This is a genomic window from Bradyrhizobium sp. USDA 3364 (genome assembly GCF_054056355.1).
On record NZ_JBSRYG010000002.1, the window covers coordinates 6232666 to 6255344 of the forward strand.

Here is a 22679-nt window from a genome sequence, read left to right on the forward strand (position 1 = left end):
AATGCGAGAGCAGAACCGTCGTCTCGTCAGCTTCGTCGGCGCGGTCGCGACGGTCCTGCTGCTCTCGGCCTCCGCGAGAGCCGAGGAGCGCACGGTCAACTTCTACAACTGGTCGAACTACATGGCGCCTGATGTCCTCGAGGACTTCACCAGGGAAACCGGCATCAAGGTCGTCTACGACACGTTTGACGCCAACGAGACGCTGGAGACGCGGCTGCTCGCCGGCAAGTCGGGCTACGACGTCGTGGTGCCGACCGGCTATTTCCTGCAACGCCAGATCACCGCGAAGGTGTTCTTGAAGCTCGACAAGTCGAAGCTGCCGAACCTCGCCAATGCCTGGCCCGTGGTGACGGCGCAGCTCGCGACCTACGATCCCGGCAACACCTACGGCGCCAACTACATGTGGGGCACCACCGGCATCGGCTACAATGTGAAGATGGCCGAGAAGATCCTGGGGCCTGACGCGAAGATCGACAGCTGGGACATGGTGTTCAAGCCGGAGAATCTCGCCAAATTCAGGGATTGCGGCGTCCACATGCTGGACTCCGCCGACGACATCCTGCCGGCGGCGCTGAGTTATCTCGGCCTCGATCCGAACTCGACCAAGCAGGCCGATCTAGAGAAGGCCGCCGATCTCGTCATCAAGATCCGGCCCTATGTGCGCAAATTCCACTCGTCCGAATATCTCAGCGCGCTGGCCTCGGGCGAGATCTGCTTCGTGGTCGGATGGTCGGGCGACATCATGCAGGCACGCAGCCGGGCGGCGGAAGCCAAGACCGGCGTCGAGATCGGCTACACGATCCCGAAGGAGGGCGCGCAGATGTTCTTCGACAATCTCGCCATCCCCGCGGATGCCAAGAATGTCGCCGAGGCCTATGAGCTGATCAACTATCTCTACCGGCCCGAGGTCGCGGCGAAGAACTCGAACTTCCTGTCCTACGCCAACGGCAATCTGGCGAGCCAGAAGCTGATCGATCCGAAGATCCTCAACGACAGGAACATCTATCCCGACGAGGCGATGCAGAAGAAGCTGTTCGTGATCTCGGCGCGCGATCCGGCGACGCAGCGGATCATCAACCGGCTGTGGACCCGTGTGAAGACGGGGAGGTGAAGTAAAGGTCGTCATTGCGAGCGCGACGAAGCAATCCATCTCGCCACTCGCGCTGAACCATGGATTGCTTCGTCGCTTCGCTCCTCGCAATGACGGGATAAGGCTGCCGCTAACCTACCGCCAGCGCCGGTGCAGCCACAGCCATTGATCCGGATATTCGCGGATCCAGCCCTCGACGACGTCGGTGATCGCCTGCATCGTGCCCTGAATGTCGATCTGGCCGGAGGCATCGAACACCGGCTTCACTTCCTCGGTGACCTCACCGCGGAAACGGCCGTCGGGCAGGCGGATGATCCGCGTGCCGTGGATCGGGCAGTCGACCTGGCGGCGCAGCCGCGCCAGCAGCGGGTTCGCGGTGGTCTTGCGGCCGAAGAAGGTGACGGGAACGCCGTTGGTCAAATACTGGTCGACCAGCATCGCGACGTGCTGGCCGCTCTTCAGCGCCTGCGCCAGCTTCAGCGGCGCGTCGCGGCCGGCCGGCACCAGCGTGCCCAGATTGACCGCGCGGATACGTTCGATGGCGCGGTCGGCGGCTTCGATGTTCGGCCGCCGGAACAGGATGGTGGCGTCGAGCCCATGCGCTGCGGCCGCAATCGGCGAGAGCTCCCAGTTGCCGAGATGCGCGGCGAAGAACAGGGCCGGCTTGCCGTCGTCGCGCAACTGGTCGAACAGCTGCTTGCTGCGCGCCGAGAATTCGACGCGGCCCGGCTTGTCGGGATTTTTGGGATCGTGGTCCCAGATGCGGTCGATATGCGCGAATTCAGCGCCGATGCGCCCCAGATTGTGCCAGACGCCCGTCAGGATCTCCTCGATCTCCTGCGGCGACTTTTCCGGGAAGGCGGCCTTGAGGTTCTCCCGGCCGATGCGATCCTCGCGCAGCCGGCGGCCGATGAAATGCGCGGCGTGGCCGAAGAACCTTGCGGTCTTCTCCGGATCGAACATGCGCGTGGTTCGCAGCATGCCGATCGTCAGCCCGCCGATCGCCGCGTCAGTCACAGGCTTCGCGGCGTCACGCAGGTGCGCCCTGGTGCGAAGGAGCAGGCGTTTCATCTGATGAGGCGAGGCGCTGGGTTAGGCCGGCTCGCGCGTCAGGATCAGCGAGGCGTTCTGCCCGCCGAATCCGAACGAGTTCGACATCACGGCGGTCACCTTGGCATCGCGCGCCTTGTTGCCGACCACGTCGAACGGGATCGCGGGATCGGGCACCTCGTAATTGATCGTCGGCGGAATCCGCTGATGCTCGAGCGTGAGCAGCGAGTAGATCGCCTCGACCGCGCCGGCGGCCGAGATGGTGTGGCCCACCATCGATTTGTTCGACGACACCGGAATGTTCGGCGTGTGCTCGCCGAACACGGCCGCGGTCGCCAGGTATTCCATCTTGTCGTTTTCCGGCGTCGAGGTGCCGTGCGCGTTGATGTGGTCGATCTGGTGCGGCTCCATGCCGGCGTCGGCGAGCGTCTTGCGCACGCAGCCGATCGCCGGCTTGCCGTCAGGCGCCGAGCGGGTGCGGTGGAAGGAGTCGGTGAGTTCGCCGCAGCCGGCGACGACGCCCAGGATGCGCGCGCCGCGCGCGACCGCGGCGTCGTAGCTCTCCAGCACCAGTGCGCCGGCGCCTTCGGCCATCACGAAGCCGTCGCGGTTCTTCGAGAACGGCTTCGAGGCGCCCTGGGGCGGATCGTTCTGGGTGGAAAGCGCTGAGAGCAGCGAGAAGCGCACCATGGCTTCGGGATTCACCGAGCCGTCGGTTGCGATGCACAGCGTCGCATCGGTCTCGCCGCGGCGGATCGCCTCGACGCCGAGCTGGATCGCGGTGGCGCCGGACGCGCAAGCGGTCGAGAGCGAAATCGGCGATCCCTTGGTGCCGAAGGTCTCGGCGAGGCTGAGGGCGACCGAGCCGAAGGTGAAACGACGGTGGAAGTGCGCAAACTTGCCGCCGCTGCAGGTCGCCAGATACTCGATGATGCCAAAGTCCTTGGTCGGAACCTCGCGCGCGACTTCGAGCCGCTGCGGCCACTCGGTCTCGATCGGCGCGACCGCCAGAAACATCGGGCCGGGAAAGTCGCCCTTGCTGCCGATGCCGGATTGCTCCAGCGCCTCTTCGGTCGCGATCTCCGCCAGACGCTGCGACAGGCTGGTCGAGGAGAAGGGGTCGACGGTGACGAAATCGACGGCGCCGGCCATCGTCGTCTTCATGCTGTCGAGCGGGAAGCGTGTCACGGTCCTGATGCCGGACTCACCCGCGCTAAGGCGCTTCCAATTGTCGGTCTTGCCGCCGCCGAGCGACGTCACGATTCCCATGCCGGTCACGACTACGATCGGTCGGCCGAATTTATCGCGTGGTGCTGTCATGGTTTTCCCCGCCGGTGCTTGCGCCGGAATTAACTGACGGCCTCGACCAGTGCCATGCCTTCGCCCTGCCAATGGCCGACCCCTAGGACAACAATCTGGGTTGGCGCTTCGGTCTTTTCAACCTCCAGCCCGGTCGGGTCGTTGGCCGGATAGAGTGCGCCGCGCGAGATCGACAGCGCGGCCAGCGCGAGCCCGAGCGGGAACTGCGCCTCCATGGTGTGTCCGAAGGTCGTTCCGGTGGCGCGCACGGCGAGGCCGGGATGCTGGCCAAGGAAGTCACGCTCTTCGGTGGTCGCGGGCTCGGCGCCGGTCGCGCCCGTGATCAGCATGGCCTTCTCGTCGCTGACACCGAGCTGCGGCCACATCGCCTGCAGCGACTGCGTAACCGCGCCGGGCTGCTTCCGCTTGGCGAGATCGGCGACCACCTTGGTCAGCTTGGCGTATGGCTTCGCGCCGCGCGCCTCGGCGTGCTCGCGCGATTCCATCACCAGGAAAGCGCCGGCGGAGCCGATGGCGAAGCCCGGGTGGTTCCTGCGGGCCCAGACCGGCGTGTGCTGGTCCTTCAGGGCGAAGTCGCCGAACGAGTAGAGCATCAGCAGGTCGCCGCGATCGCCGTTATGGGCCGCGCCCACCAGCGCGATGTCGCTCTGTCCGGCCCCGATGCGCGCAACCGCGATCCGCGCGGCGTCGATGCTCGCGGCTTCCTCGCCCATGAAGGTGCGCGACGTCCCGCACACGCCGTGAACGATTGCGATGTTGCCGGCCAGCAGGTTGGAGAGCTGCGCCAGGAACAGCGTCGGGCGCAGCTCGTTCATCAGCTTCTCGTTGAGCAGGGCCGGCGGCAGCTTGCCCTGCGCGTCGGCGTTCATGATCGCCATGTCGACATTGAGATCCCGCTCGCCGCCGCCGGCTGCGATGATCATGTCCATGCGCGACAGGATTTCCTGATTGCCCTTGACGCCGGCGGAATCGAGCGCCAGCCCGGCGGCATAGGTGCCGATGCGCTGCCACGTCTCCATCTGACGCTGATCGCCCTTCTTCGGGATCTGGGCGTCGAAGCTGACGGGGCCGATCGGATGGATCACATAGGGCGCGAGGCGCTTGTCGTCGGCATTGACGCGCCGTTCGCCCAGCGCCTGCCAATGCGCATCCAGCCCCTCGCCGAGCGAGGAGAGCAGGCCTACCCCGGTGATCCAGACTTCCTTCTCAGCCATTGCTCATTGCCTGCTGTGGAAACCCGATCTTGCACGCCATCGCATCCATGTGCACACGCAAGTCCGGGCTGGGGAAGGGGATATGACGGAAGGTTAGCTCGGCATTGCACTTGAGCTCCTTGCCGACGCGAACCTTCGCGGAGGTCACGGTGAAGCCTGAGCCTTCATGCTCGATCCTGGCCTCGATCGTCAGCGTCGAGCCGGGGCTGACGAAGCCGCGCATCTTGGCTTCCTTGACCATCGCGAGGAAGGGCATGCGCGCGAACTTGGTCACGCCTAGGATCAGCCAGCCCGAGCTTTGAGCCATCGCTTCGGTGAGCAGCACGCCGGGCATGATCGGGTAGCCCGGAAAGTGCCCCGTGAACACCGAATGGCTGTCCGGCGGGACGTCTGCCTCGACGACAATGGTTCTTGCGTCGAGGTCGAGGTCGACGATCCGGTCGATCAGCTGAAAAGTTTCAAGCTGCATGGTGGGCGATTACGAGCCCGAGCCCGTGCCCGCGTTCTTGGCCGCAACCAACTCGTCGATGCGGTCGGCGAGATTCTGCAACACGAAGTACTGCTCCGTCGTGGCCTTGCCGTCGTTGACCTCCTGGGTCCACTTTTCGAGCGGCATCTTGATCCCGAAGGCCTTGTCGATGGCAAAGGCGATGTCGAGGAAGTCGAGGCTGTCGATCCCCAGATCGTCGATCGCGTGGCTCTCCGGCTTGATCGTATCGCGCGGGATGTCGCAGGTCTCCGCGATAATGTTGGCGATCTGCTCGAATGTGGAAGACATCATTAAGCCTTTGATATATTGAAGGTAATTCCAGGTCGGCTCGGAGGAGGCGGGCGCGTTGCCCCGGAATGCCCTATTGCTGCTGCCGGAGTCGTGTGCCCGTATATCGGAGCAGGGCCGTTAGTTCAATGGAGCTTGGCCGGGCTGGCAAGGACGGCTTTTGGGCGGGGTTCCGGCCAGCCTAGCTGCGCGGCATCACCGTAATCTTCGCGCAATCCCGGCGACCCATCAGCACGCAATCCTGAGTCTTGCGCAAATCGGCGATGCTCATCGCGAGCCAGATGCCGATCGCGGTGAGCGCCACGGTGAAGGCGAAGGCGGCGATGTTGGCGAGCATGCGCTGGCGGAAATCGTCCGGCTCCTCGCGCGGCTTCTCATAGCGGGAGAGGTCGTTGGCGACGGAAGTGGGGCGGGCCGGTCGGAGCGGTTCCTCGCGCTTGCCGGGCGGCTGCATCGAGGTACGCGGCCGGAATTTGAGCACCACGTGCTCGTCATCCGAGGAAATTGGCCGCTGCGTCTTCACTGATGTCAGTCCGGTCGCGTCGCCGTTCATGTTTAGCACGTCCGCGGCACTTCACACCTAAAATCTTGGTGCGCGCAGAGGTGGTATTCTTGCTTCCGTCGTCTCCGCGGAATAGGCGGCCGCTTGTCGGGCCGCGTGGGATGCTCGGCATGGTCCGACAAGTAAACGAGCATCAAAGGTCGTGCGGCCTTCGCGCGTGCGTTGCGGCGTCGTCATCGACTGACAGGTTGAGGCCGCGCGCCCGGCGGTGGCAGATTCCAAGCCGGTCTTCCGGCCCTCCGCCGATCGCTTCCGGCAAACCGGGCTCTTTCACCCCGCCGTGACCTCATGACATAATGGAACTCATTCCGGAGTGCCGGTCAAACGGGAGTGCAAACCATGGCCCACACGCGCGAGCCTTACGTCAAACCGGTACCGATCCTGTCGCTGCGGCCGACCCAGATGACGGTCGGCATGCAAGAGGTGAAGGAGAAACGGAAACGCTGGCGCGAGCACAGCTCGGACAAGAAGCGCGCCGAGCTTCTGGGCAAGCACATGATCCCGGTCGTCCATGGACCCGACGATCGCTACTACGTGGTCGATCATCATCACATGGCGCGGGCGCTGCACGAAGAGGGCGTCAAGGACATCCTGGTCACGGTGATCGGCGATCTCACGATGGTCGAGCGTGACGTGTTCTGGGGTGTGATGGACAACAAGCGCTGGGTCTATCCCTACGATTCCAAGGGCGAGCGCCGGCACTTCCGGGACATTCCGAAATCGATCAAGGATCTCAAGGACGATCCGTTCCGCAGTCTCGCCGGCGAGATGCGTCGGGCCGGCGGTTTTGCCAAGGACACGACGCCGTTCAGCGAATTCCTGTGGGCCGATTTCCTGCGCCGTCACATCCCGCGCAAGACGGTGGAGAACAATTTCGCCAAGGCGCTGGAGAAGGGCCTGGCGCTCGGCCGCAGCAAGGACGCGGTCTATCTGCCCGGTTGGTGCGGGCCGGCATCCGACGACTGAGGCGGCGCAGCCTCCGGCTTGTGCCCATTCTCCTTGCCGCCGAGCGCGTGGTGCAGCCACCGTTCGGTGCGCTTGCCGAAGGTCAGCAGCAGGAATGCCAGTGCGAGCGCGGTGAGAACGATCGGCCAGTGTCCGGCGCCGCAGACGATCCCGACGCATGCGGCGAAGAACGCGCATGCGGCGCTGGTCAGGCCGTGAACCTGAGTGCGGTCGCCCTGGCGCACGATCACGCCGGCGCCGAGAAACCCGATGCCGGTCAGCACGCCCTGGATCACCCGGCTGACCGCATCGGTAAACTGGCCGGGCTGGACCGCGTGCAAGGCCAGCAGCACCACCATGGCGGTCGAGAGGCTGACGAGGCCAAGCGTCTTCAGGCCGATCGGCTTGCCGCGCAGGTCGCGGTCGAGCCCGATCGCGCCGCCGGCGAGTATGGCCGCACCGAGACGCAGGATGATGTCGCTCCAGTCTGCCAAGATGTCCTCTCTACAAGCCATCCTTCGGCTGTCGCCCGAGCATGTAGAACTCGTCGTTCGGCCGCATGCCGGTGACGTTCGCGAGCCGGTTCGAGAGCGCAAAGAACGCCGCGACCGCGGCAATGTCCCAGACATCGTCATCACTGAAGCCGTGCTCGGCGAGTGCGGCGAAGTCAGCTTCCGAGACCTCCTCGGCCGCGCGGCTCACCTTCATGGCGAAGTCGAGCATCGCGCGCTGCCGCGGCGTGATGTCGGCCTTGCGATAGTTGACCGCGATCTGGTCGGCGATCTCCGGATTCTTGGCGCGGATGCGCAGGATCGCGCCATGGGCGATCACGCAATACTGGCACTGGTTGGCGGCGCTGGTCGCCACCACGATCATTCTCGCGCTCGGCCTTGGAGAGGCCGGAATCCTTCTCCATCAGCGCGTCGTGATAGGCGAAGAAGGCGCGAAACTCGTCGGGGCGATAGGCCAGCGTGAGGAACACGTTCGGCACGAAGCCGGACTTCTCCTGCACCGCCAGGATGCGGCTGCGGATATCCTCGGGGAGCTTGTCGAGAGCGGGCGTCGGGAAGCGTTTTGCGGTCGGCTGCGTCATGAGATGGTTCCGGCATGCCGCCTGGATGCGGCGCTATGCGAAACCATAGTGGATGGCGGGTCGGGCGCAAGGCGCATCGGCGCCTTGCTATAATTCCGCTAGCGCAGCGGCTTTTTCAGGAGCGAGAAGCGATCCGGATCGAGGCCCAATGACGGCTGCAGCATCGGCGCCTCGGCGGGCGCCATGGTCCGTGCCGGCGGCGAATTGTTGAAATTGGCGTCGCCGCTCGGGCTATCGCGATGCGAGGTGGCGCCGCGCCAGCGCTCCAGCACGGCGCTGACGAAATGCATGTCATGGCCGGCGGTGACCGACGGCACGGTAGCGATGGTGGCCTCGCCGCGCGGCAGCTGGTGCGGCGGCACCTCCTTGAAGCGCAGCCGCGTCGGCAGCGCCACGCCTTCGCCGAACGCCAGCACTTCGCGGGTGCCGAGCGAGGGCACGAACGACAGCAGATTGGCGGCGGCATCCGACACCGCCGAGCGCAGCAGCGCCTGGTCGCGGTCGTTGGCAAGCCGCATCGTGAACAGCGTGTTGCACTGGGAGATGATGGTCGCGTCGAGTTCGGCCGGACGCTGGGTGATCAGGCCGAGATAGACGCCGTATTTGCGGCCTTCCTTGGCGATGCGCGACACCGCCTTGCGGGTCGGTCCGAAGCCGATATTGCGGTCGGCGGAGGCGTAGCGGTGCGCTTCCTCGCAGACGAACAGCATCGGCGAGACGCCGTCGCTCCACAGCCCGAAATCGAACGCCATGCGACACAAGACCGACACCACGGAATCGACGACTTCGGCGGGGAAGCCGGCCAGCTGCATGATGGTCATCGGCCTGCCGTTGGCGGGCAGGCGGAACAGATGGCTGATCACCTCGGCCATGGTGTCGCCGCCGACATTGGCGTTGTCGAACATGAAGGCGTAGCGCGGGTCGTTGCGCACTGCGTCGATGCGCGAGATCAGCTTGTGATAGATGATCCGCGAGGAGCGGTTCTCCAGCTTGCCCATGCGCTCGTCGATCAGCGAGATCAGGTCGACGAGGCGATAGGGCACCGGCGTATCGACGGTGTAGCCGACCTGCTTGGGGTCGAGGCGCTTCAGCCCGAGACCGACCCGGTCGGAGTTCTGGTACTGGGTGTAGATGCCCTTCGCCATCGGGATCACTTCGGCGAGGATGTCGAGCTCTTCGGGCACGCCGGGCCGGCCGCCGAACAGCACGTCGACGATCTCTTCGAAGTTGAACAGCCAGAACGGCAGCTTCAGGTTACGCGGGTTGAGCACCTGCGCGCGCTCGCCGAAGCAGCGGCCGTATTCGTTGTGCACGTCGAGCAGGAAGATGCGAAGGTTCGGCCGCGACTTCAGGATCTCGTTGAGCAGCAGCGACACGCCGGTGGATTTGCCGACGCCGGTCGAGCCGAGCACTGCGAAATGCTTCGACAGCATTTCCTCGACGTCGACATAGGCGATAACGGATCGATCCTGCTGCAGCGTGCCGACATTGATCTGGTCCGAGCCGCTCGGCGCATAGACCGTGCGCAGCTCCTGGTTGGTGATCAGATCGGTGCTGTCGCCGATGGTCGGATAGTGGGTGACGCCGCGCTGGAATTTCGGCCGGTCGCCGCCGAGGATTTCACCGAGCAGGTCGACCGAAGCGGTCGCCATGTATTCGTCGGACGCCGGCAGGTTCTCGCACGTCACTTCGGTGATCATGGCGACGATGACCGAACTCGCGCACCGGATACTGACGAACCGGCCGACGGTCGCCCGCATCTCTGAAAGTTGCATCTGGCCGCCCGCCAGCAGGCCAATCCGGGCCTGCGAGCCGCGCACGGAGATCACACGTCCGAAGGATGTCACAGTTCCAGCCTGGCTCGTTCTCAAAATCTAAATGTCCGGACCAATATGCGCGCCCGGGATTGGAAAAACCGTTAAATCGCCGGGGTTCCGCATCCGCTAAATCTACACCTTCCCGGTGACGATTTGTTTCTGTCGTGCGCTGACATTGCGCTCGGTCGCGCGCATCGGCGTCGAAATCGTCGCTTTCCGGCACAGCGGCGATCGTTTCTCAGTGTTTCCGTTAATGCGGCATTCACCATCTCCGAGGAGTGCACCGGCTGCTCGGTAGGTTTACGGGGGCTGCGGCGTGATTTGTCGTCCGTTCACTCCTGGTATCGTGTAACCGATTGCTAACTGCGAGTTGTAACGACCTTTCCATCTGTGCTGCGTAACGATGCTGCGCCCGGGGAGAGATTCAGCGTGCGCATCGAACAACGCAATTCATCGTCAGGGAATGCCGATGCCGGCTCGACCAAGGGGCTGGCGTTCTGTGCCGGCCTGCTGGCCGGCAGCCTGCTCGGAAGCGCGACTGCGCAGTGGAGCGAGCGCGAAGGCCTGCTGATGGCGGCCTTTGCGATCATGGCCGTGATCGTCTTCCTGTTGCTGAAGCGCCATGAGGTCTCCGACGCGCGGCTCGCCACCGAGCGCCGCAACCTCATGACCGCCGTGAACAACATTCCGCAGGGGCTCGTGCTCTACGATGCGTCGGCGCGCATCATCATCTGCAACCGCCCCTATCTCGAGATGTTCGGGCTCTCGCCCGACGTGGCCAAGCCGGGCTGCACCATGCAGCGGCTGATTGCGCACCGGCAGGAGACCGGCTCGTTCGACGGCGACGTCGACGCGTTTTGCGATGCCATCATCCACAATGTGAAGCTCGGCAAGGCGACGCGTCAGCTGACCGAGGCGCCGGGCGGTCGCGCCATCGAGATCGTCAACAAGCCGCTGCCGGAGGGCGGATGGGTCGCGACCATCGAGGACATCACCGAGCGCACGCGCGCCGAGAACAAGATCGCCTACATGGCGCACTATGATGGGCTCACCGATCTGCCCAATCGTGTGCTGTTCCGCCAGCGCCTCGAGCAGGCGCTGAAAACGATCGGGCCCGACGAGCAGCTCGCGGTCATGTATATCGACATCGACGAGTTCAAGGCCGTCAACGACGCGCTCGGCCATCAGATCGGCGACGAACTGCTCAGGGCGGTCGCCGATCGGCTGCGCGGCTGCGTTGGTGAAACTGACGTCGCGGCGCGCCTAGGCGGTGACGAGTTTGCCGTGATCCAGACCGCGGTGCGCGACCAGACCGAGACGATGCAGCTGCTTGCCGCGATCTATCAGGCGATCCGCCGGCCAATCGACTGCAGCGGGCATCTGATCACCACCGACGCCAGCATCGGTATCGCCGTTGCGCCCCCCGACGGTCTCGACCTCGATCAATTGCTGCGCAACGCCGACCTCGCGCTCTATGGCGCCAAGAGCGACGGCCGCCGCACCTACCGCTTCTTCGAGGCCGGCATGGACGCGCGCGCCAAGGCGCGACGCAGCCTCGAGCTGGAGCTGCGCCAGGCCGTCGTCGACGGCAGCTTCGAGCTGCATTATCAGCCGCTGCTTCACCTCGGGGACGGCCGCGTCAGCTGCTGCGAGGCGCTGCTGCGCTGGCGCCATCCCGAGCGCGGCACCATCTCGCCGGCGGATTTCATCCCGGTTGCCGAGGACACCGGGCTGATCAACGATCTCGGTCACTGGGTGCTCAACACCGCGTGCCGGGAAGCCGTCAACTGGCCGGATCATATCCATGTCGCGGTCAACGTGTCGCCGATCCAGTTCAAGAGCCAGACGCTGGCGTTGAACGTTGCCGCTGCGCTGGCGGCGTCGGGCCTCGCGCCGGCGCGGCTCGAGCTCGAGATCACCGAGGCGGTGCTGATCCGCGACGACGAGGCCGCGCTCGACATCCTGCATCAGCTGCGCGAGCTCGGCGTCCGCATCGCGCTCGACGATTTCGGCACCGGCTATTCGTCGCTGAGCTATCTGCAGCGATTCCCGTTCGACAAGATCAAGATCGACCGCGCCTTCATCAAGGATCTCGCCGGAACCGGCGCATCGTCCACGATCGTCCAGGCCGTCGTCAACGTCGCCGCCGCGAGCGACATGACGACGACGGCGGAGGGCGTCGAGACCGAGCAGCAGCGCAGCCTGCTTCGCAACCTCGGCTGCACCGAGATGCAGGGCTATCTGTTCAGCCGGCCGGTGTCGGATGTCGAAATCCGCAAGCTGCTGTCGTCGCATCGCGAGATGGCCGTCTCGGTCGCCTGACCACCCCGTCGGCGACGATTCAACAATTTGTTGACGGGACCTAATCCTTTGTACACTAGTACAAATCGACGCGCCGCCGCTCTCCCAAGCGAAAAAGATGTCGATCCGGCGCCGTCGCGGAAGGAGACCGTCCCATGCAGCCGGAACCGATCTTCGATCTCGCTCATCTCGGGCACATGGAGCTGCTGACGCCGAAGCCGGACGAGAGCCTGAAGTTCTTCGTCGATGTCATGGGCATGACCGTCAGTGGCCGAAAGGGCGAGTCGGTCTATCTGCGCGGCTGGGACGATTATGAGCGCTACTCGCTGAAGCTGACGGCGTCGAAGACCTCGGGGATGGAGCACATGGCGCTGCGCGCCCGCAGCCCGCAGGCGCTCGAACGCCGCGTCGCCGCGCTGAAGGGCTCGGGCTTCGATATCGGCTGGGTCGATGATGACATGGGGCAGGGACCGGCGTTCCGCTGCCGCGATCCCGACGGCCACGTCATCGAGCTCTATTACGAGACCGAATGGTACCAGGCGCCGGCGGAGCTGAAGCCCGCGTTGAAGAACCAGGCGCAGCGCTTTCCGGCGCGCGGCGTCAATGTTCGCCGGCTCGACCATCTCAACTGCCTCGCGGTCGACATCAAGGCCAACCGCCTGTTCTTCGAGAACTACCTGGGCTGCCGCACCACCGAGCAGATCGTGCTCAACGACGGCACCGAAGCCGCGATGTGGATGACGATGTCGAACAAGAGCTACGACTTCGCCTACACGCGCGACCATTACGGCAAGCAGGGCCGGTTTCACCACGTCACTTACGCGCTCGACAGCCGCGAGGAGATCCTGCGCGCCGCGGATATCTTCCTCGAGAACGGCGTGCACATCGAGACCGGACCGCACAAGCACGCGATCCAGCAGACTTTCTTTCTCTATGTCTATGAGCCCGGCGGCAACCGCGTCGAGGTCGCCAACGCCGGCGCGCGGCTGATCCTCGCGCCGGACTGGAGGCCGATCGTGTGGACCGAGGAGGAGCGCAAGAAGGGACAGGCCTGGGGATTGAAGACGATCGAGTCGTTCCACACCCACGGCACGCCGCCGGTGATCGACTAGGCGCGCGTCGATACGCCGCCCCGGCATCCGCTCGATCGACAAACTACCCGTCGTCGCGCGCAGCAAGTGAGGCAGCTCTGCGCGTGGAAGCATTGCGCCGCCTCGGACGTTTGGTGTTAGGCTGCACCTCACAACGTCAGAGGAAAACGTCGATGAGCGAACACACGACGGACAAGCGCGTGCGAGAGGCGTCTCGCAGGCAATTCCTAAGGGCGGGTGCAGCACTGGCCGGCGGCTCCGCGATCGCAGGAGCTGCCGGTTCTACCGCACTTGCCGAACAGGGGAATAATCTTCCGCCCAGCGTGCCGGAATGGATGAAAGCACCCGGCGACCCGATGGGAAGCCAGCCCTATGGCGCGCCGTCGGTCCACGAGAAGGGCGTCGTCAAGAACATCTCGAAGACGCTGCCGCAATATATCTCCGCTTCGGGTCGCACGCCGTTGCAGGAGCTCGACGGCATCATCACGCCGAACGGCCTGTTCTACGAACGCCACCATGGCGGCGTGCCGACCATCGACCCGGCCGAGCACCGGCTGATGCTGCACGGCATGGTCGATCGCCCGCTGGTGTTCACGATGGAGGACATCCGCCGCTTTCCGTCGCAGTCGCGCATCCACTTCCTCGAATGCTCCGGCAATCCGGTCTACACAAAACCCTACGGCAAGACGGCCTCCGACCTCGTCGGCCTCTTAAGCTGCGCGGAATGGACCGGCGTGCCGCTGAAGACCGTGCTGGACGAAGCGGGGCTGCAGGCGGGCGCCAAATGGATCGTCGCCGAAGGCGCCGATGCCGCCGCGCTGACGCGCTCGATCCCGATCGAGAAATGTCTCGACGATGCCATGCTGGTCTACAGCCAGAACGGCGAGCGGCTGCGTCCGCAGCAGGGCTATCCGCTGCGCCTGCTGTTGCCGGGCTTCGAGGGCAACATGAACGTGAAGTGGCTGCGCAGGCTCAAGGTGGTCGCCGAGCCGGCCTATTCGCGCGAGGAGACCTCGAAATACACCGACCCGATGCCCGACGGCACGTCGCGCGAATTCACCTTCTACATGGAAGCCAAGTCGATCATCACGCGGCCGTCCGGCGGGCAGAAGCTGACCACGCACGGCTTCCACGAGATCACCGGGCTCGCCTGGAGCGGTCACGGCAAGATCAAGAGCGTCGAGGTCTCGCTCGACGAGGGCAAAAGCTGGCAGCAGGCCGAATTGCAGGAGCCGGTGCTGACGCGCGCGCTCACGCGCTTCCGCCTGCCCTGGCACTGGGACGGCAGCCCCGCCGTGATCCAGAGCCGCGCCGTCGATGAGACCGGCTACGTGCAGCCGGCACTGGCGGAATTGGTCAAGGTGCGTGGTCTCAACTCGTTCTACCACAACAACGCGATCTGGCCCTGGCGCATCGACGCGAATGGCGAGGTGACCAATGCCCAGGCGTAACCTCAAGGCGGCGCTTCTTGTGGGTGCGATCGCGATGCTCGCCACTGCCGGGCAGGCTGAGGATCGCTTTGGCATCGGGCGTGCGGCGACGCCTGCCGAGATCGCCGGCTGGAACATCGATATCGGCCGTGACGGCTCCAACCTGCCGCCGGGCAACGGCAGCGTCGAGCGCGGCCGCACGGTGTTCAGCGAGCAATGCGCGGCGTGCCACGGCGACAGCGGGCAGGGCGGCGTCGGCGACCGCCTGGTCGGCGGACAGGGCACGCTGGTGAGCCCAAAACCGATCCGCACCGTCGGCAGCTATTGGCCCTATGCCCCGACGCTGTTCGACTACATCCGCCGCGCGATGCCGCAGAACGCGCCGCAGTCGCTGAGCAATGAGGACGTCTACGCGGTGTCCGCCTACATCCTCAGCCAGAACGGCATCGTGCCCGCCAATGCTGTACTCGACGCCAAGTCGCTGGCCGCCATCAAGATGCCGAACCGCGACGGCTTCGTCTCCGACCCGCGGCCCGACGTGCACAACCACTGAGCGGCAGGCACGGCCGCTCGCAGCATCGTGACGTCATGGCCCCTGTGCCCGGAGGATTGCCGTCCCTATCTCCGTTTGGGGGCGGCTCGGCCGTCATCCGGCACACGTTTATTGATCGATAGGAGAGGCCGCATGACCAGGTCATGGGCAGTCGCAGCCGCCTTGCTGCTCGTGGGAATGACGTTTACGCCGGTCGCGGCCCAGATGTCGGAGCCGGCATATTTCGACGCGCAGAATCCCGGACGCAGCGCGATCAACGGCGGCGCCCTGACGCCATGGGGTGAGGCCCAGGAGGCCGCGCAGCGCGGCGGCAATCCGGCGAACGCCTACGGCGCCATGCCTGCGGCGGAGCCATCTTCCTCTTGCGCGCGTTACCATTCATTCGATCCGGCGTCCGGCACCTTCCTTGGCCGTGATGGCCGCCGCCATCCCTGCCGATAGGGCGCCGCACCACGCTTGGCGGTGGATAAGGGCGCCGGCACTTGCCCGGCGCTCGAACGACTGGACGTTAGGCGCGTTATAGTCCGCCGATCGTGTCGGGTCCCGCCGGACCCGAGCGGCGGAGGACACCCGGCGTGACAGACGCTCTGGCCGGTTTCTGGGACCGAAAGTCGACCTCGGACCTGTTGCGGGAGGCGGCGCGGGCCGATGGCGACGCGGAGACGCCGATCTTCAGGCGCTCGCTCTCGGCGTTGCAACTGGTCACGCTCGGCATCGGCGGCATCATCGGCGCCGGCATCTTCGTGCTGACGGGCCATGCGGCCGCTGCCAATGCCGGTCCCGCGGTCACGCTCTCCTTCATGCTTGGTGCGGTGGCCTGCGCCTTCGCCGGCCTGTGCTACGCCGAGATGTCGTCGACGGTGCCGATCTGCGGCAGCGCTTACACCTATGCCTATGCCACGCTCGGCGAACTGATCGCCTGGATCATCGGCTGGGACCTGATCCTCGAATACGCGGTCGGCGCGATCGCGGTCTCGGTCGGATGGTCCGGCTATTTCGTCAGTCTGATGCGCGATTTCGGCATCAACCTGCCGCCGCAATTCACCTCGGCGCCGCTCGCCTACGACGTCAACAGCGGCGCATGGTCGTCGACCGGTGCGGTCATCAACATCCCGGCGATGGCGATCATCGCGTTCGTGACCACGCTGCTGGTGATCGGCATTCGCGAGTCCGCGCGCTTCACCAGCTTCGTCGTCGTGGTCAAGCTCGTCGTCATCGCGCTGTTTCTCGCCACCGCGGCTTCCTCGGTGACGCTGGCCAACTGGGTGACGGCGAGCAATCCGGAGGGCGCGCTGATCCCGCCGAATGCGGGTCCTGGCGTGTTCGGCTGGTCCGGCGTGATCCGCGGCGCCGCCGTGGTGTTCTTCGCCTATATCGGCTTCGATGCGGTCTCGACCGCGGCGCAGGAGGCGAAGGTGCCGGAGCGCGACATGCCGATCGGCATTCTCGGCTCGCTGGTGATCTGCGCCGCGCTCTATGTCGCGGTCGGCTTCGTGCTGACCGGGATCGTGCCCTTCGATCGGCTCAGCGTGCCGGATCCGATCGCAGCCGGCATCGATGCGATCGGCATCGGCTGGCTCGGTCCGTTCATCAAGCTCGGCATCCTGTTCGGACTGACATCGGTGATCCTCATCATGCTGCTGGCGCAGCCGCGGATCTTTCGCGCCATGGCGCATGACGGGCTGCTGCCGGGCTTTGCCGCGAAGATCCATCCGCGCTTCCGGACCCCTTACGTCTCGACCATCTTTTCCGGCACCATTGCCGCGGTTCTCGCGGGCCTGCTGCCGATCGGGCTGGTCGGCGAGCTCGTATCGATCGGCACGCTGTTCGCATTCACGGTGGTCTCGATCGGCACGCTGGTGCTGCGCGTTCGCGATCCGGAGCTGCCGCGGCCGTTCAAGGCGCCGGCGATCTGGCTGGTGGCGCCGGCGGCCGCCGGAACGTCGCTGTTCCTGATGTTCGGCCTGCCGCTCGACACCTGGATCAGACTTGCGGTGTGGCTGGTGATCGGGCTTGCGATCTATGCGGCCTATGGCCGGCACCACAGCCGGCTGCGGGCGAGCGGTGAGGCGTAGGCGAGGGCCTATAGTGCGCCCGCGTGCGGCCTGCTAGCTTGCGCGCTGAGATAGTATCGCAAGCCGCGACAAGTCGGCATTCCCCGGGGAGACTTCCATGCAAAATTCAACGGCACGCGCGCGATGGATGGTCGCCGCGATCGTCTCGATCGGCATCATGTCGATTGCTCCGGGTCGCGCAGCCTCGGTCGCGCCGGTCGCCGCCGAGAACGGCATGGTGGTATCCGCGCAGCATCTCGCGACCCAGGTCGGCGTCGACGTGTTGAAGCGGGGCGGCAACGCGGTCGATGCGGCGGTCGCGGTCAGTTACGCGCTTGCGGTGGCCTATCCCGCCGCCGGCAATCTGGGTGGCGGCGGCTTCATGACCATCCAGCTCGCCGACGGCCGCAAGACCTTCCTGGATTTCCGCGAGACCGCGCCGAAAGGCGCCACCGCCAACATGTATCTCGACAAGGACGGCAACGTCATTGCCGGCCTGTCGACCAAGGGGCATCTCGCCGTCGGCGTGCCGGGCTCGGTGGCCGGCATGGAATATGCGCGCGAGAAATACGGCACGATGAAGCGCGCGGACGTGATCGCGCCGGCACTGCAACTCGCCGAGGACGGCTTCGTGCTGGACCAGGGCGACGTCAGCATGCTGCAGACCTCGACCAAGGATTTTCAGGACGATCCTGCCTCGGCCGCGATCTTCCTCAACAACGGCAAGCCGTTCCAGGTTGGCGAGCGCCTGACGCAGCATGAACTCGCCGAGACGCTGCGCGAGATCAGCAAGCGCGGCACCGACGGCTTCTACAAGGGCTGGGTGGGGGCGGCCATCGTCGCCTCGAGCCAGGCCGGCAAGGGCCTGCTGACGCAGGAGGATCTCGACAATTACAAAGTCCGCGAGCTCGCGCCGGTCGAATGCGACTATCGCGGCTATCACGTCGTGTCGGCGCCGCCGCCAAGCTCGGGCGGCGTGGTGATCTGCGAGATGCTGAACGTCCTCGAGGGCTATCCGCTCAAGGAGCTCGGCTACCACTCCGCGCAGGCGGTGCACTACCAGATCGAGGCGATGCGCCACGCCTATGTCGATCGTAACAGCTATCTCGGTGACCCCGACTTCGTGAAGAATCCGCTCGACCGCCTGCTTGACAAGAACTACGCAGCGAAAATCCGCGCCGCGGTCGACCCTGCCAGGGCCGGCGTGTCCAGGGACATCAAGCCGGGCGTTCCGCCGCACGAGGGCAGCAACACCACGCATTATTCGATCGCCGACAAGGACGGCAACGCGGTGTCGGTGACCTACACGCTGAACGACTGGTTCGGCGCCAAGGTGACCGCGGCCAAGACCGGCGTGCTGCTGAACGACGAGATGGACGACTTCACGGCCAAGGTCGGCGTGCCGAATCTGTATGGCCTGGTGCAGGGCGAGGCCAATGCGATCGTCCCGGGCAAGCGCCCACTGTCCTCGATGAGCCCGACCATCGTCACCAGGGACGGCAAGCCGGTCATGGTGGTGGGCACGCCGGGCGGCAGCCGCATCATCACGGCCGTGCTGCTGACGATGATCAACGCCATCGACTACGGCATGAACGCGCAGGAAGCCGTCGACATGCCGCGCTTCCACCAGCAATGGCTTCCCGAGGCCACCAATCTCGAGACCTACACGCTGTCGCCGGACACGCGGAATATCCTGGAAGGCATGGGCCACAAATTCGGCCCGCCGCAGCCGGCCAACCACCTCGCGGTGATCATCATCGGCGCGCCGTCGCTGGGCGGCGAGCCGGTCGGCAACAACCGCTTCTATGGCGCGAACGATCCGCGCCGCAATTCGGGGCTCGCCGCCGGCTACTGATTGTCGTGGTGTGTGATGGCGGCCGGGCAGCGCCCGCCGCTTGCGAAATCGGGCGCGTCAGGCGACGGCCGTCGACCTGCCGTCGTCGTGTCCGCTCGTGAGCAGCAAGCGCCGGCGGATCGCGTCTTCGACCAGGGCCAGTGACTGCCTGGCTTCACGGGCCTCGGCTTCGGCGGCCTGGGCGCGGAATTCGGCTGCGTCGAGCTGCTCCTGCTGGGACTCGATGCGCCGCCGGGCTTCCTCGAGCGCCCGCGATGCGTCTCTCAGCTTGCGCTCGGTGGCGGCGATGATTTCGAGCTGCGCCTGTTCGGCGGCCTCGGCGCGCGCTTCGCCGGCGCGGGCCCTGTCCTCGATGCTGCGGAACAAATCCGCGGCCTGATAGACCAGGTCCAAAGCTTCGGTGCCCATCGCAGATGTGGGTGGTCTTGGAAATCCAAGGACGTTCGGATCGGCCGCAAATGGCCGTCTGAAACCGCGCAGTGCCATGCAAATCAGCCCGTCGCGAGTCGCGCGTATATGAACAACTTGCGGTAGTTATAGTTAACAAATCCTTAATCCGATGAGGCCGCCGGCACTGTCCACCGGTTTCTGACGACGTTGCGCCCGAAACGGCAGCCGGGTAGTGGACGCGGTCTTTCCGGCCTGCGGTTTCCTTTCGCAATGCGCGCCCGGCGCAAGCGCGGCGACTGCGACTGCAGCAGGATCGGGCGAGGCGTACGCGAATCGCGCTGAGCGATACCGGAGATCGCTGCAGCCGGGGCATGGTCAGGTCGAAGGTGATCTGCTGATTTGGCTCGGCGCGCGAGCCGCCCTCTATGGCATAAGTTTGACGCCTGGCTCGGTTTAATTCTCCATGTTGAATTGCAGGTCCCTGGAGCGACCGATATACCGGGCGGCCTAAGTGGCACGCAGCGCGCTCAGAACGAGCGACGTATTCGCCACGGAAATCTGGTCGATGAAATTTCTGTTGCGGTTCTTCGGGTTCCTGTTCACCGCAGGAACCATCCTGTTCCTGGCTGGTCTGGCCGCGGTCGCAGGGCTGTTCTGGCATTTCTCCAAGGACCTGCCCGACTATTCGCAGCTCCAGAACTACGAGCCGCCCGTGATGACCCGCGTGCACGCGGCCGACGGCTCGCTGCTCGGCGAATACGCCAAGGAGCGCAGGCTCTATCTGCCGATCCAGGCGGTGCCGAAGCTCGTGATCAACGCCTTCCTCGCGGCCGAGGACAAGAATTTCTACGAGCATGGCGGCGTGGATTATACGGGCATGGCGCGCGCCGGCGTCGCCTACATCCAGAACTTCGGCTCCAACCGCCGTCCGCAGGGCGCCTCCACCATCACCCAGCAGGTCGCCAAGAACTTCCTGCTCACCAACGAGGTGTCGTTCACCCGCAAGATCAAGGAAGCCTTGCTGGCGATGCGAATCGAGCGGGCCTACTCCAAGGACAAGATCCTCGAACTGTATCTCAACGAGATCTATCTCGGGCTGGGCGCCTACGGCATCGCGGCGGCCTCGCTGGTTTATTTCGACAAGTCCGTCAATGAACTGACGGTCTCGGAAGCGGCCTATCTGGCGGCGTTGCCGAAGATGCCGGCCAGCCTGCATCCGGTGCGCAACCGCGCGCGCGCCATCGAGCGGCGCAACTACGTGATCGACCGCCTGCAGGAGAACGGCTGGATCACCGCGGCCGACGCCGACAAGGCGCGCAAGGATCCGCTGACCGTCACCAACCGCAGCAACGGCGCGCACACCTTCGCCGGCGAATATTTCTCCGAGGAAGTCCGCCGCGACATCTTCGAGCGCTACGGCGAAAAGAAGCTCTACGAAGGCGGCCTGTCGGTGCGCACCACGCTGGATCCGAAGGTCCAGGTGATGGCGCGCAAGGCCATGGTGGCGGGGCTCGTGAACTATGACGAGCAGCAGGGCTATCGCGGCGCGATCCAGAAGCTCGACCTCACCGGTGACTGGGGCGTGCCGCTTGCCGAGATCAAGTCGCTCTCCGACATCTCGCCGTGGCGAATGGCCGTGGTGCTGGAGAGCAACGACCAGTCGGCGCGGATCGGCTTCCAGCCGGGCCGCGAGTTCGGCGGCGCCATCAGCAAGCAGCGCGAGACCGGTATCGTCACGCTCGAAGGCGTGCGATGGGCGAGGGCGCTGTCCGGCCCCTACAAGGGCAAGACGCCGACCTCGGTGGCGCAGGTGCTGCAACCCGGCGACGTGATCTATGCCGACCCGCTGTTCAGCAAGGACGGCAAGGCCGTCGAAGGCCAGTACCGGCTGCGCCAGATCCCCGAATTGTCGGGCGCGATGGTGGCGATGGATCCGCACACCGGCCGCGTGCTCGCGATGGTCGGCGGCTTCTCGTTCGACCAGAGCCAGTTCAACCGTGCGACGCAGGCCTACCGGCAGCCCGGCTCGACCTTCAAGCCGATCGTCTATTCGTCGGCGCTGGACAACGGCTACACCGGATCGACCGTCATGATCGACGCGCCGATCGAGATCGACCAGGGGCAGGGCAATGTCTGGCGCCCGGAGAACTTCTCGACCGGCAAGTACCAGGGCCAGGTCACGCTGCGCAACGCGCTGCGGCTGTCGCTCAACACCGTGACGGTGCGGCTGGCGCAGGAAATCGGCATGCCGCTGATCGGCGAGTATGCAAAACGCTTCGGCGTCTATGACGAACTGCCGAACTATCTCGCCTATGCGCTCGGCGCCGGCGAGACCACGGTGATGCGGATGGCCACGGCCTATTCGATGATCGCCAATGGCGGCATCCGCGTGAAGCCGACCCTGATCGACCGCATCCAGGACCGCTACGGCCACACCATCTTCAGGCACGACCAGCGCGAATGCCGCGGCTGCGACGCGCCGGAGGGCTGGAAGAACCAGCCCGAGCCGCAGCTCGTCGACCGCCGCGAGCGGGTGCTCGACGCGATGTCCGCCTACCAGATCACCTCGCTGATGGAGGGTGTGATTCAGGCCGGCACCGGCACCGCGCTGAAGGACGTCGGCAAGCCGCTCGCGGGCAAGACCGGCACCTCGAACGAGGCCAAGGACCTCTGGTTCGTCGGCTTCTCGCCCGATCTCGTGGTCGGCCTCTATGTCGGCTACGACAAGCCGCGCTCGCTCGGCCGCAACGCGCAGGCCGGCCACACCGCGGCGCCGATCGCGCGCGACTTCCTCAAGCTGGCGCTCGCCGACAAGCCGGCAACCCCCTTCAAGCAGCCGGTCGGCATCCGGCTGGTCCTTGTCGATGCCAAGACCGGCTTGCGCGCCGCGCAGGGTCAGAAGGGCGTGGTGCTCGAAGCCTTCAAGCCGGGCCAGGCGCCGCCGGTCTATGACTCTGGGATGGTCGCCGGCACCGACGTGATCGACGGAACCCAGCAGCCAATCGAGCCGGATGCCGATCGGGCGTTCATGCGGTCAGGGACCGGCGGGCTGTACTGACGCTCGACCGGCAGGGCATTCGCCAACCAAAGCCGTTCAGTCTGTACCGCCGTGGCAACACGGCGGTGCGGCGCTTTG

Annotated in this window: 19 protein-coding genes and 1 pseudogene; 10 read left to right on the forward strand and 10 right to left on the reverse strand. The window is 65.4% G+C overall.

The genetic code is table 11. The features are described 5' to 3' along the window. Nucleotide 1 precedes the first annotated feature (1 nt). A complete protein-coding gene (locus tag ACVILL_RS29055; protein ID WP_456732191.1) occupies nucleotides 2-1111 on the forward strand; it encodes a polyamine ABC transporter substrate-binding protein in 1110 nt (369 codons plus the stop codon). Nucleotides 1112-1225: 114 nt separating this feature from the next. Here the strand turns inward: ACVILL_RS29055 and ACVILL_RS29060 are convergent, their stop codons facing one another. From ACVILL_RS29060 to ACVILL_RS29085, 6 genes are all read right to left on the reverse strand, one after another. Continuing rightward, a complete protein-coding gene (locus ACVILL_RS29060) occupies nucleotides 1226-2161 on the reverse strand; it encodes a lipid A biosynthesis lauroyl acyltransferase (protein ID WP_456732192.1) in 936 nt (311 codons plus the stop codon). Between the two features lie 21 nt (nucleotides 2162-2182). Beyond that, nucleotides 2183-3460 (reverse strand): beta-ketoacyl-ACP synthase, encoded by a 1278-nt coding sequence (locus ACVILL_RS29065; RefSeq protein ID WP_456732193.1) that lies wholly within the window; start codon nucleotides 3458-3460, stop codon nucleotides 2183-2185. 29 nt (nucleotides 3461-3489) lie between these two features. Continuing rightward, nucleotides 3490-4674, reverse strand: coding sequence for a beta-ketoacyl-ACP synthase (locus ACVILL_RS29070; RefSeq protein ID WP_456732194.1), 1185 nt, complete (start codon nucleotides 4672-4674; stop codon nucleotides 3490-3492). Further along, nucleotides 4667-5143 carry a 3-hydroxyacyl-ACP dehydratase FabZ family protein gene (locus ACVILL_RS29075; protein WP_456732195.1) on the reverse strand — a complete coding sequence of 159 codons (477 nt, stop codon included), beginning with the start codon at nucleotides 5141-5143 and terminating at the stop codon, nucleotides 4667-4669. The genes ACVILL_RS29070 and ACVILL_RS29075 overlap by 8 nt, the downstream gene beginning before the upstream one ends. 9 nt (nucleotides 5144-5152) lie before the next feature. Beyond that, a complete protein-coding gene (locus ACVILL_RS29080; protein ID WP_163152729.1) occupies nucleotides 5153-5452 on the reverse strand; it encodes an acyl carrier protein in 300 nt (99 codons plus the stop codon). A gap of 181 nt (nucleotides 5453-5633) precedes the next feature. Then, nucleotides 5634-5975 carry a hypothetical protein gene (locus ACVILL_RS29085; protein WP_456734390.1) on the reverse strand — a complete coding sequence of 114 codons (342 nt, stop codon included), beginning with the start codon at nucleotides 5973-5975 and terminating at the stop codon, nucleotides 5634-5636. Between the two features lie 378 nt (nucleotides 5976-6353). Here ACVILL_RS29085 and ACVILL_RS29090 point away from each other — a divergent pair, with 378 nt between their 5' ends. Continuing rightward, nucleotides 6354-6980, forward strand: coding sequence for a ParB-like protein (locus ACVILL_RS29090; RefSeq protein ID WP_456732196.1), 627 nt, complete (start codon nucleotides 6354-6356; stop codon nucleotides 6978-6980). Here ACVILL_RS29090 and ACVILL_RS29095 read toward each other — a convergent pair. The 3 genes and pseudogenes from ACVILL_RS29095 to ACVILL_RS29105 all read right to left on the reverse strand — a co-directional run bounded on the left by ACVILL_RS29095 (nucleotide 6941) and on the right by ACVILL_RS29105 (nucleotide 9899). After that, entirely contained in the window at nucleotides 6941-7453 is a 513-nt protein-coding gene (locus ACVILL_RS29095) for an MgtC/SapB family protein (protein ID WP_456732197.1), read from the reverse strand. The genes ACVILL_RS29090 and ACVILL_RS29095 overlap by 40 nt on opposite strands. Nucleotides 7454-7463: 10 nt before the next feature. Beyond that, a pseudogene (locus tag ACVILL_RS29100) lies at nucleotides 7464-8052 on the reverse strand (peroxidase-related enzyme). A gap of 98 nt (nucleotides 8053-8150) precedes the next feature. After that, nucleotides 8151-9899: an ATP-binding protein gene (locus ACVILL_RS29105; RefSeq protein ID WP_456732198.1), complete on the reverse strand. Its 1749-nt coding sequence runs from the start codon at nucleotides 9897-9899 to the stop codon at nucleotides 8151-8153. Nucleotides 9900-10535: 636 nt separating this feature from the next. On the opposite strand from ACVILL_RS29105, the gene ACVILL_RS29110 reads away from it, so the two are divergent. The 7 genes from ACVILL_RS29110 (at nucleotide 10536) to ggt (ending at nucleotide 19153) form a co-directional block, all read left to right on the forward strand. After that, nucleotides 10536-12191: an EAL domain-containing protein gene (locus ACVILL_RS29110; RefSeq protein ID WP_456734391.1), complete on the forward strand. Its 1656-nt coding sequence runs from the start codon at nucleotides 10536-10538 to the stop codon at nucleotides 12189-12191. A 134-nt stretch (nucleotides 12192-12325) separates the two neighbouring features. After that, a complete protein-coding gene (locus ACVILL_RS29115) occupies nucleotides 12326-13282 on the forward strand; it encodes a catechol 2,3-dioxygenase (protein WP_456732199.1) in 957 nt (318 codons plus the stop codon). A 152-nt stretch (nucleotides 13283-13434) separates the two neighbouring features. Continuing rightward, nucleotides 13435-14712, forward strand: coding sequence for a sulfite dehydrogenase (soxC, locus tag ACVILL_RS29120; protein WP_456732200.1), 1278 nt, complete (start codon nucleotides 13435-13437; stop codon nucleotides 14710-14712). A 34-nt stretch (nucleotides 14713-14746) separates the two neighbouring features. After that, nucleotides 14747-15244 (forward strand): c-type cytochrome, encoded by a 498-nt coding sequence (locus ACVILL_RS29125; RefSeq protein WP_456734392.1) that lies wholly within the window; start codon nucleotides 14747-14749, stop codon nucleotides 15242-15244. Nucleotides 15245-15376: 132 nt separating this feature from the next. Further along, nucleotides 15377-15685 carry a BA14K family protein gene (locus tag ACVILL_RS29130; protein ID WP_456732201.1) on the forward strand — a complete coding sequence of 103 codons (309 nt, stop codon included), beginning with the start codon at nucleotides 15377-15379 and terminating at the stop codon, nucleotides 15683-15685. Nucleotides 15686-15831: 146 nt separating this feature from the next. After that, the gene (locus ACVILL_RS29135; protein ID WP_456734393.1) at nucleotides 15832-17319 is read left to right on the forward strand and encodes an amino acid permease; all 1488 of its coding nucleotides are present in this window, start codon (nucleotides 15832-15834) and stop codon (nucleotides 17317-17319) included. Between the two features lie 97 nt (nucleotides 17320-17416). Next, a complete protein-coding gene (gene ggt, locus ACVILL_RS29140) occupies nucleotides 17417-19153 on the forward strand; it encodes a gamma-glutamyltransferase (protein WP_456732202.1) in 1737 nt (578 codons plus the stop codon). A gap of 57 nt (nucleotides 19154-19210) precedes the next feature. Here the strand turns inward: ggt and ACVILL_RS29145 are convergent, their stop codons facing one another. Continuing rightward, a complete protein-coding gene (locus ACVILL_RS29145; RefSeq protein ID WP_092112972.1) occupies nucleotides 19211-19561 on the reverse strand; it encodes a hypothetical protein in 351 nt (116 codons plus the stop codon). 547 nt (nucleotides 19562-20108) lie between these two features. Between ACVILL_RS29145 and ACVILL_RS29150 the strand changes: the two genes are divergently transcribed. Then, nucleotides 20109-22601 carry a penicillin-binding protein 1A gene (locus tag ACVILL_RS29150; RefSeq protein ID WP_456732203.1) on the forward strand — a complete coding sequence of 831 codons (2493 nt, stop codon included), beginning with the start codon at nucleotides 20109-20111 and terminating at the stop codon, nucleotides 22599-22601. Nucleotides 22602-22679 lie beyond the last annotated feature (78 nt).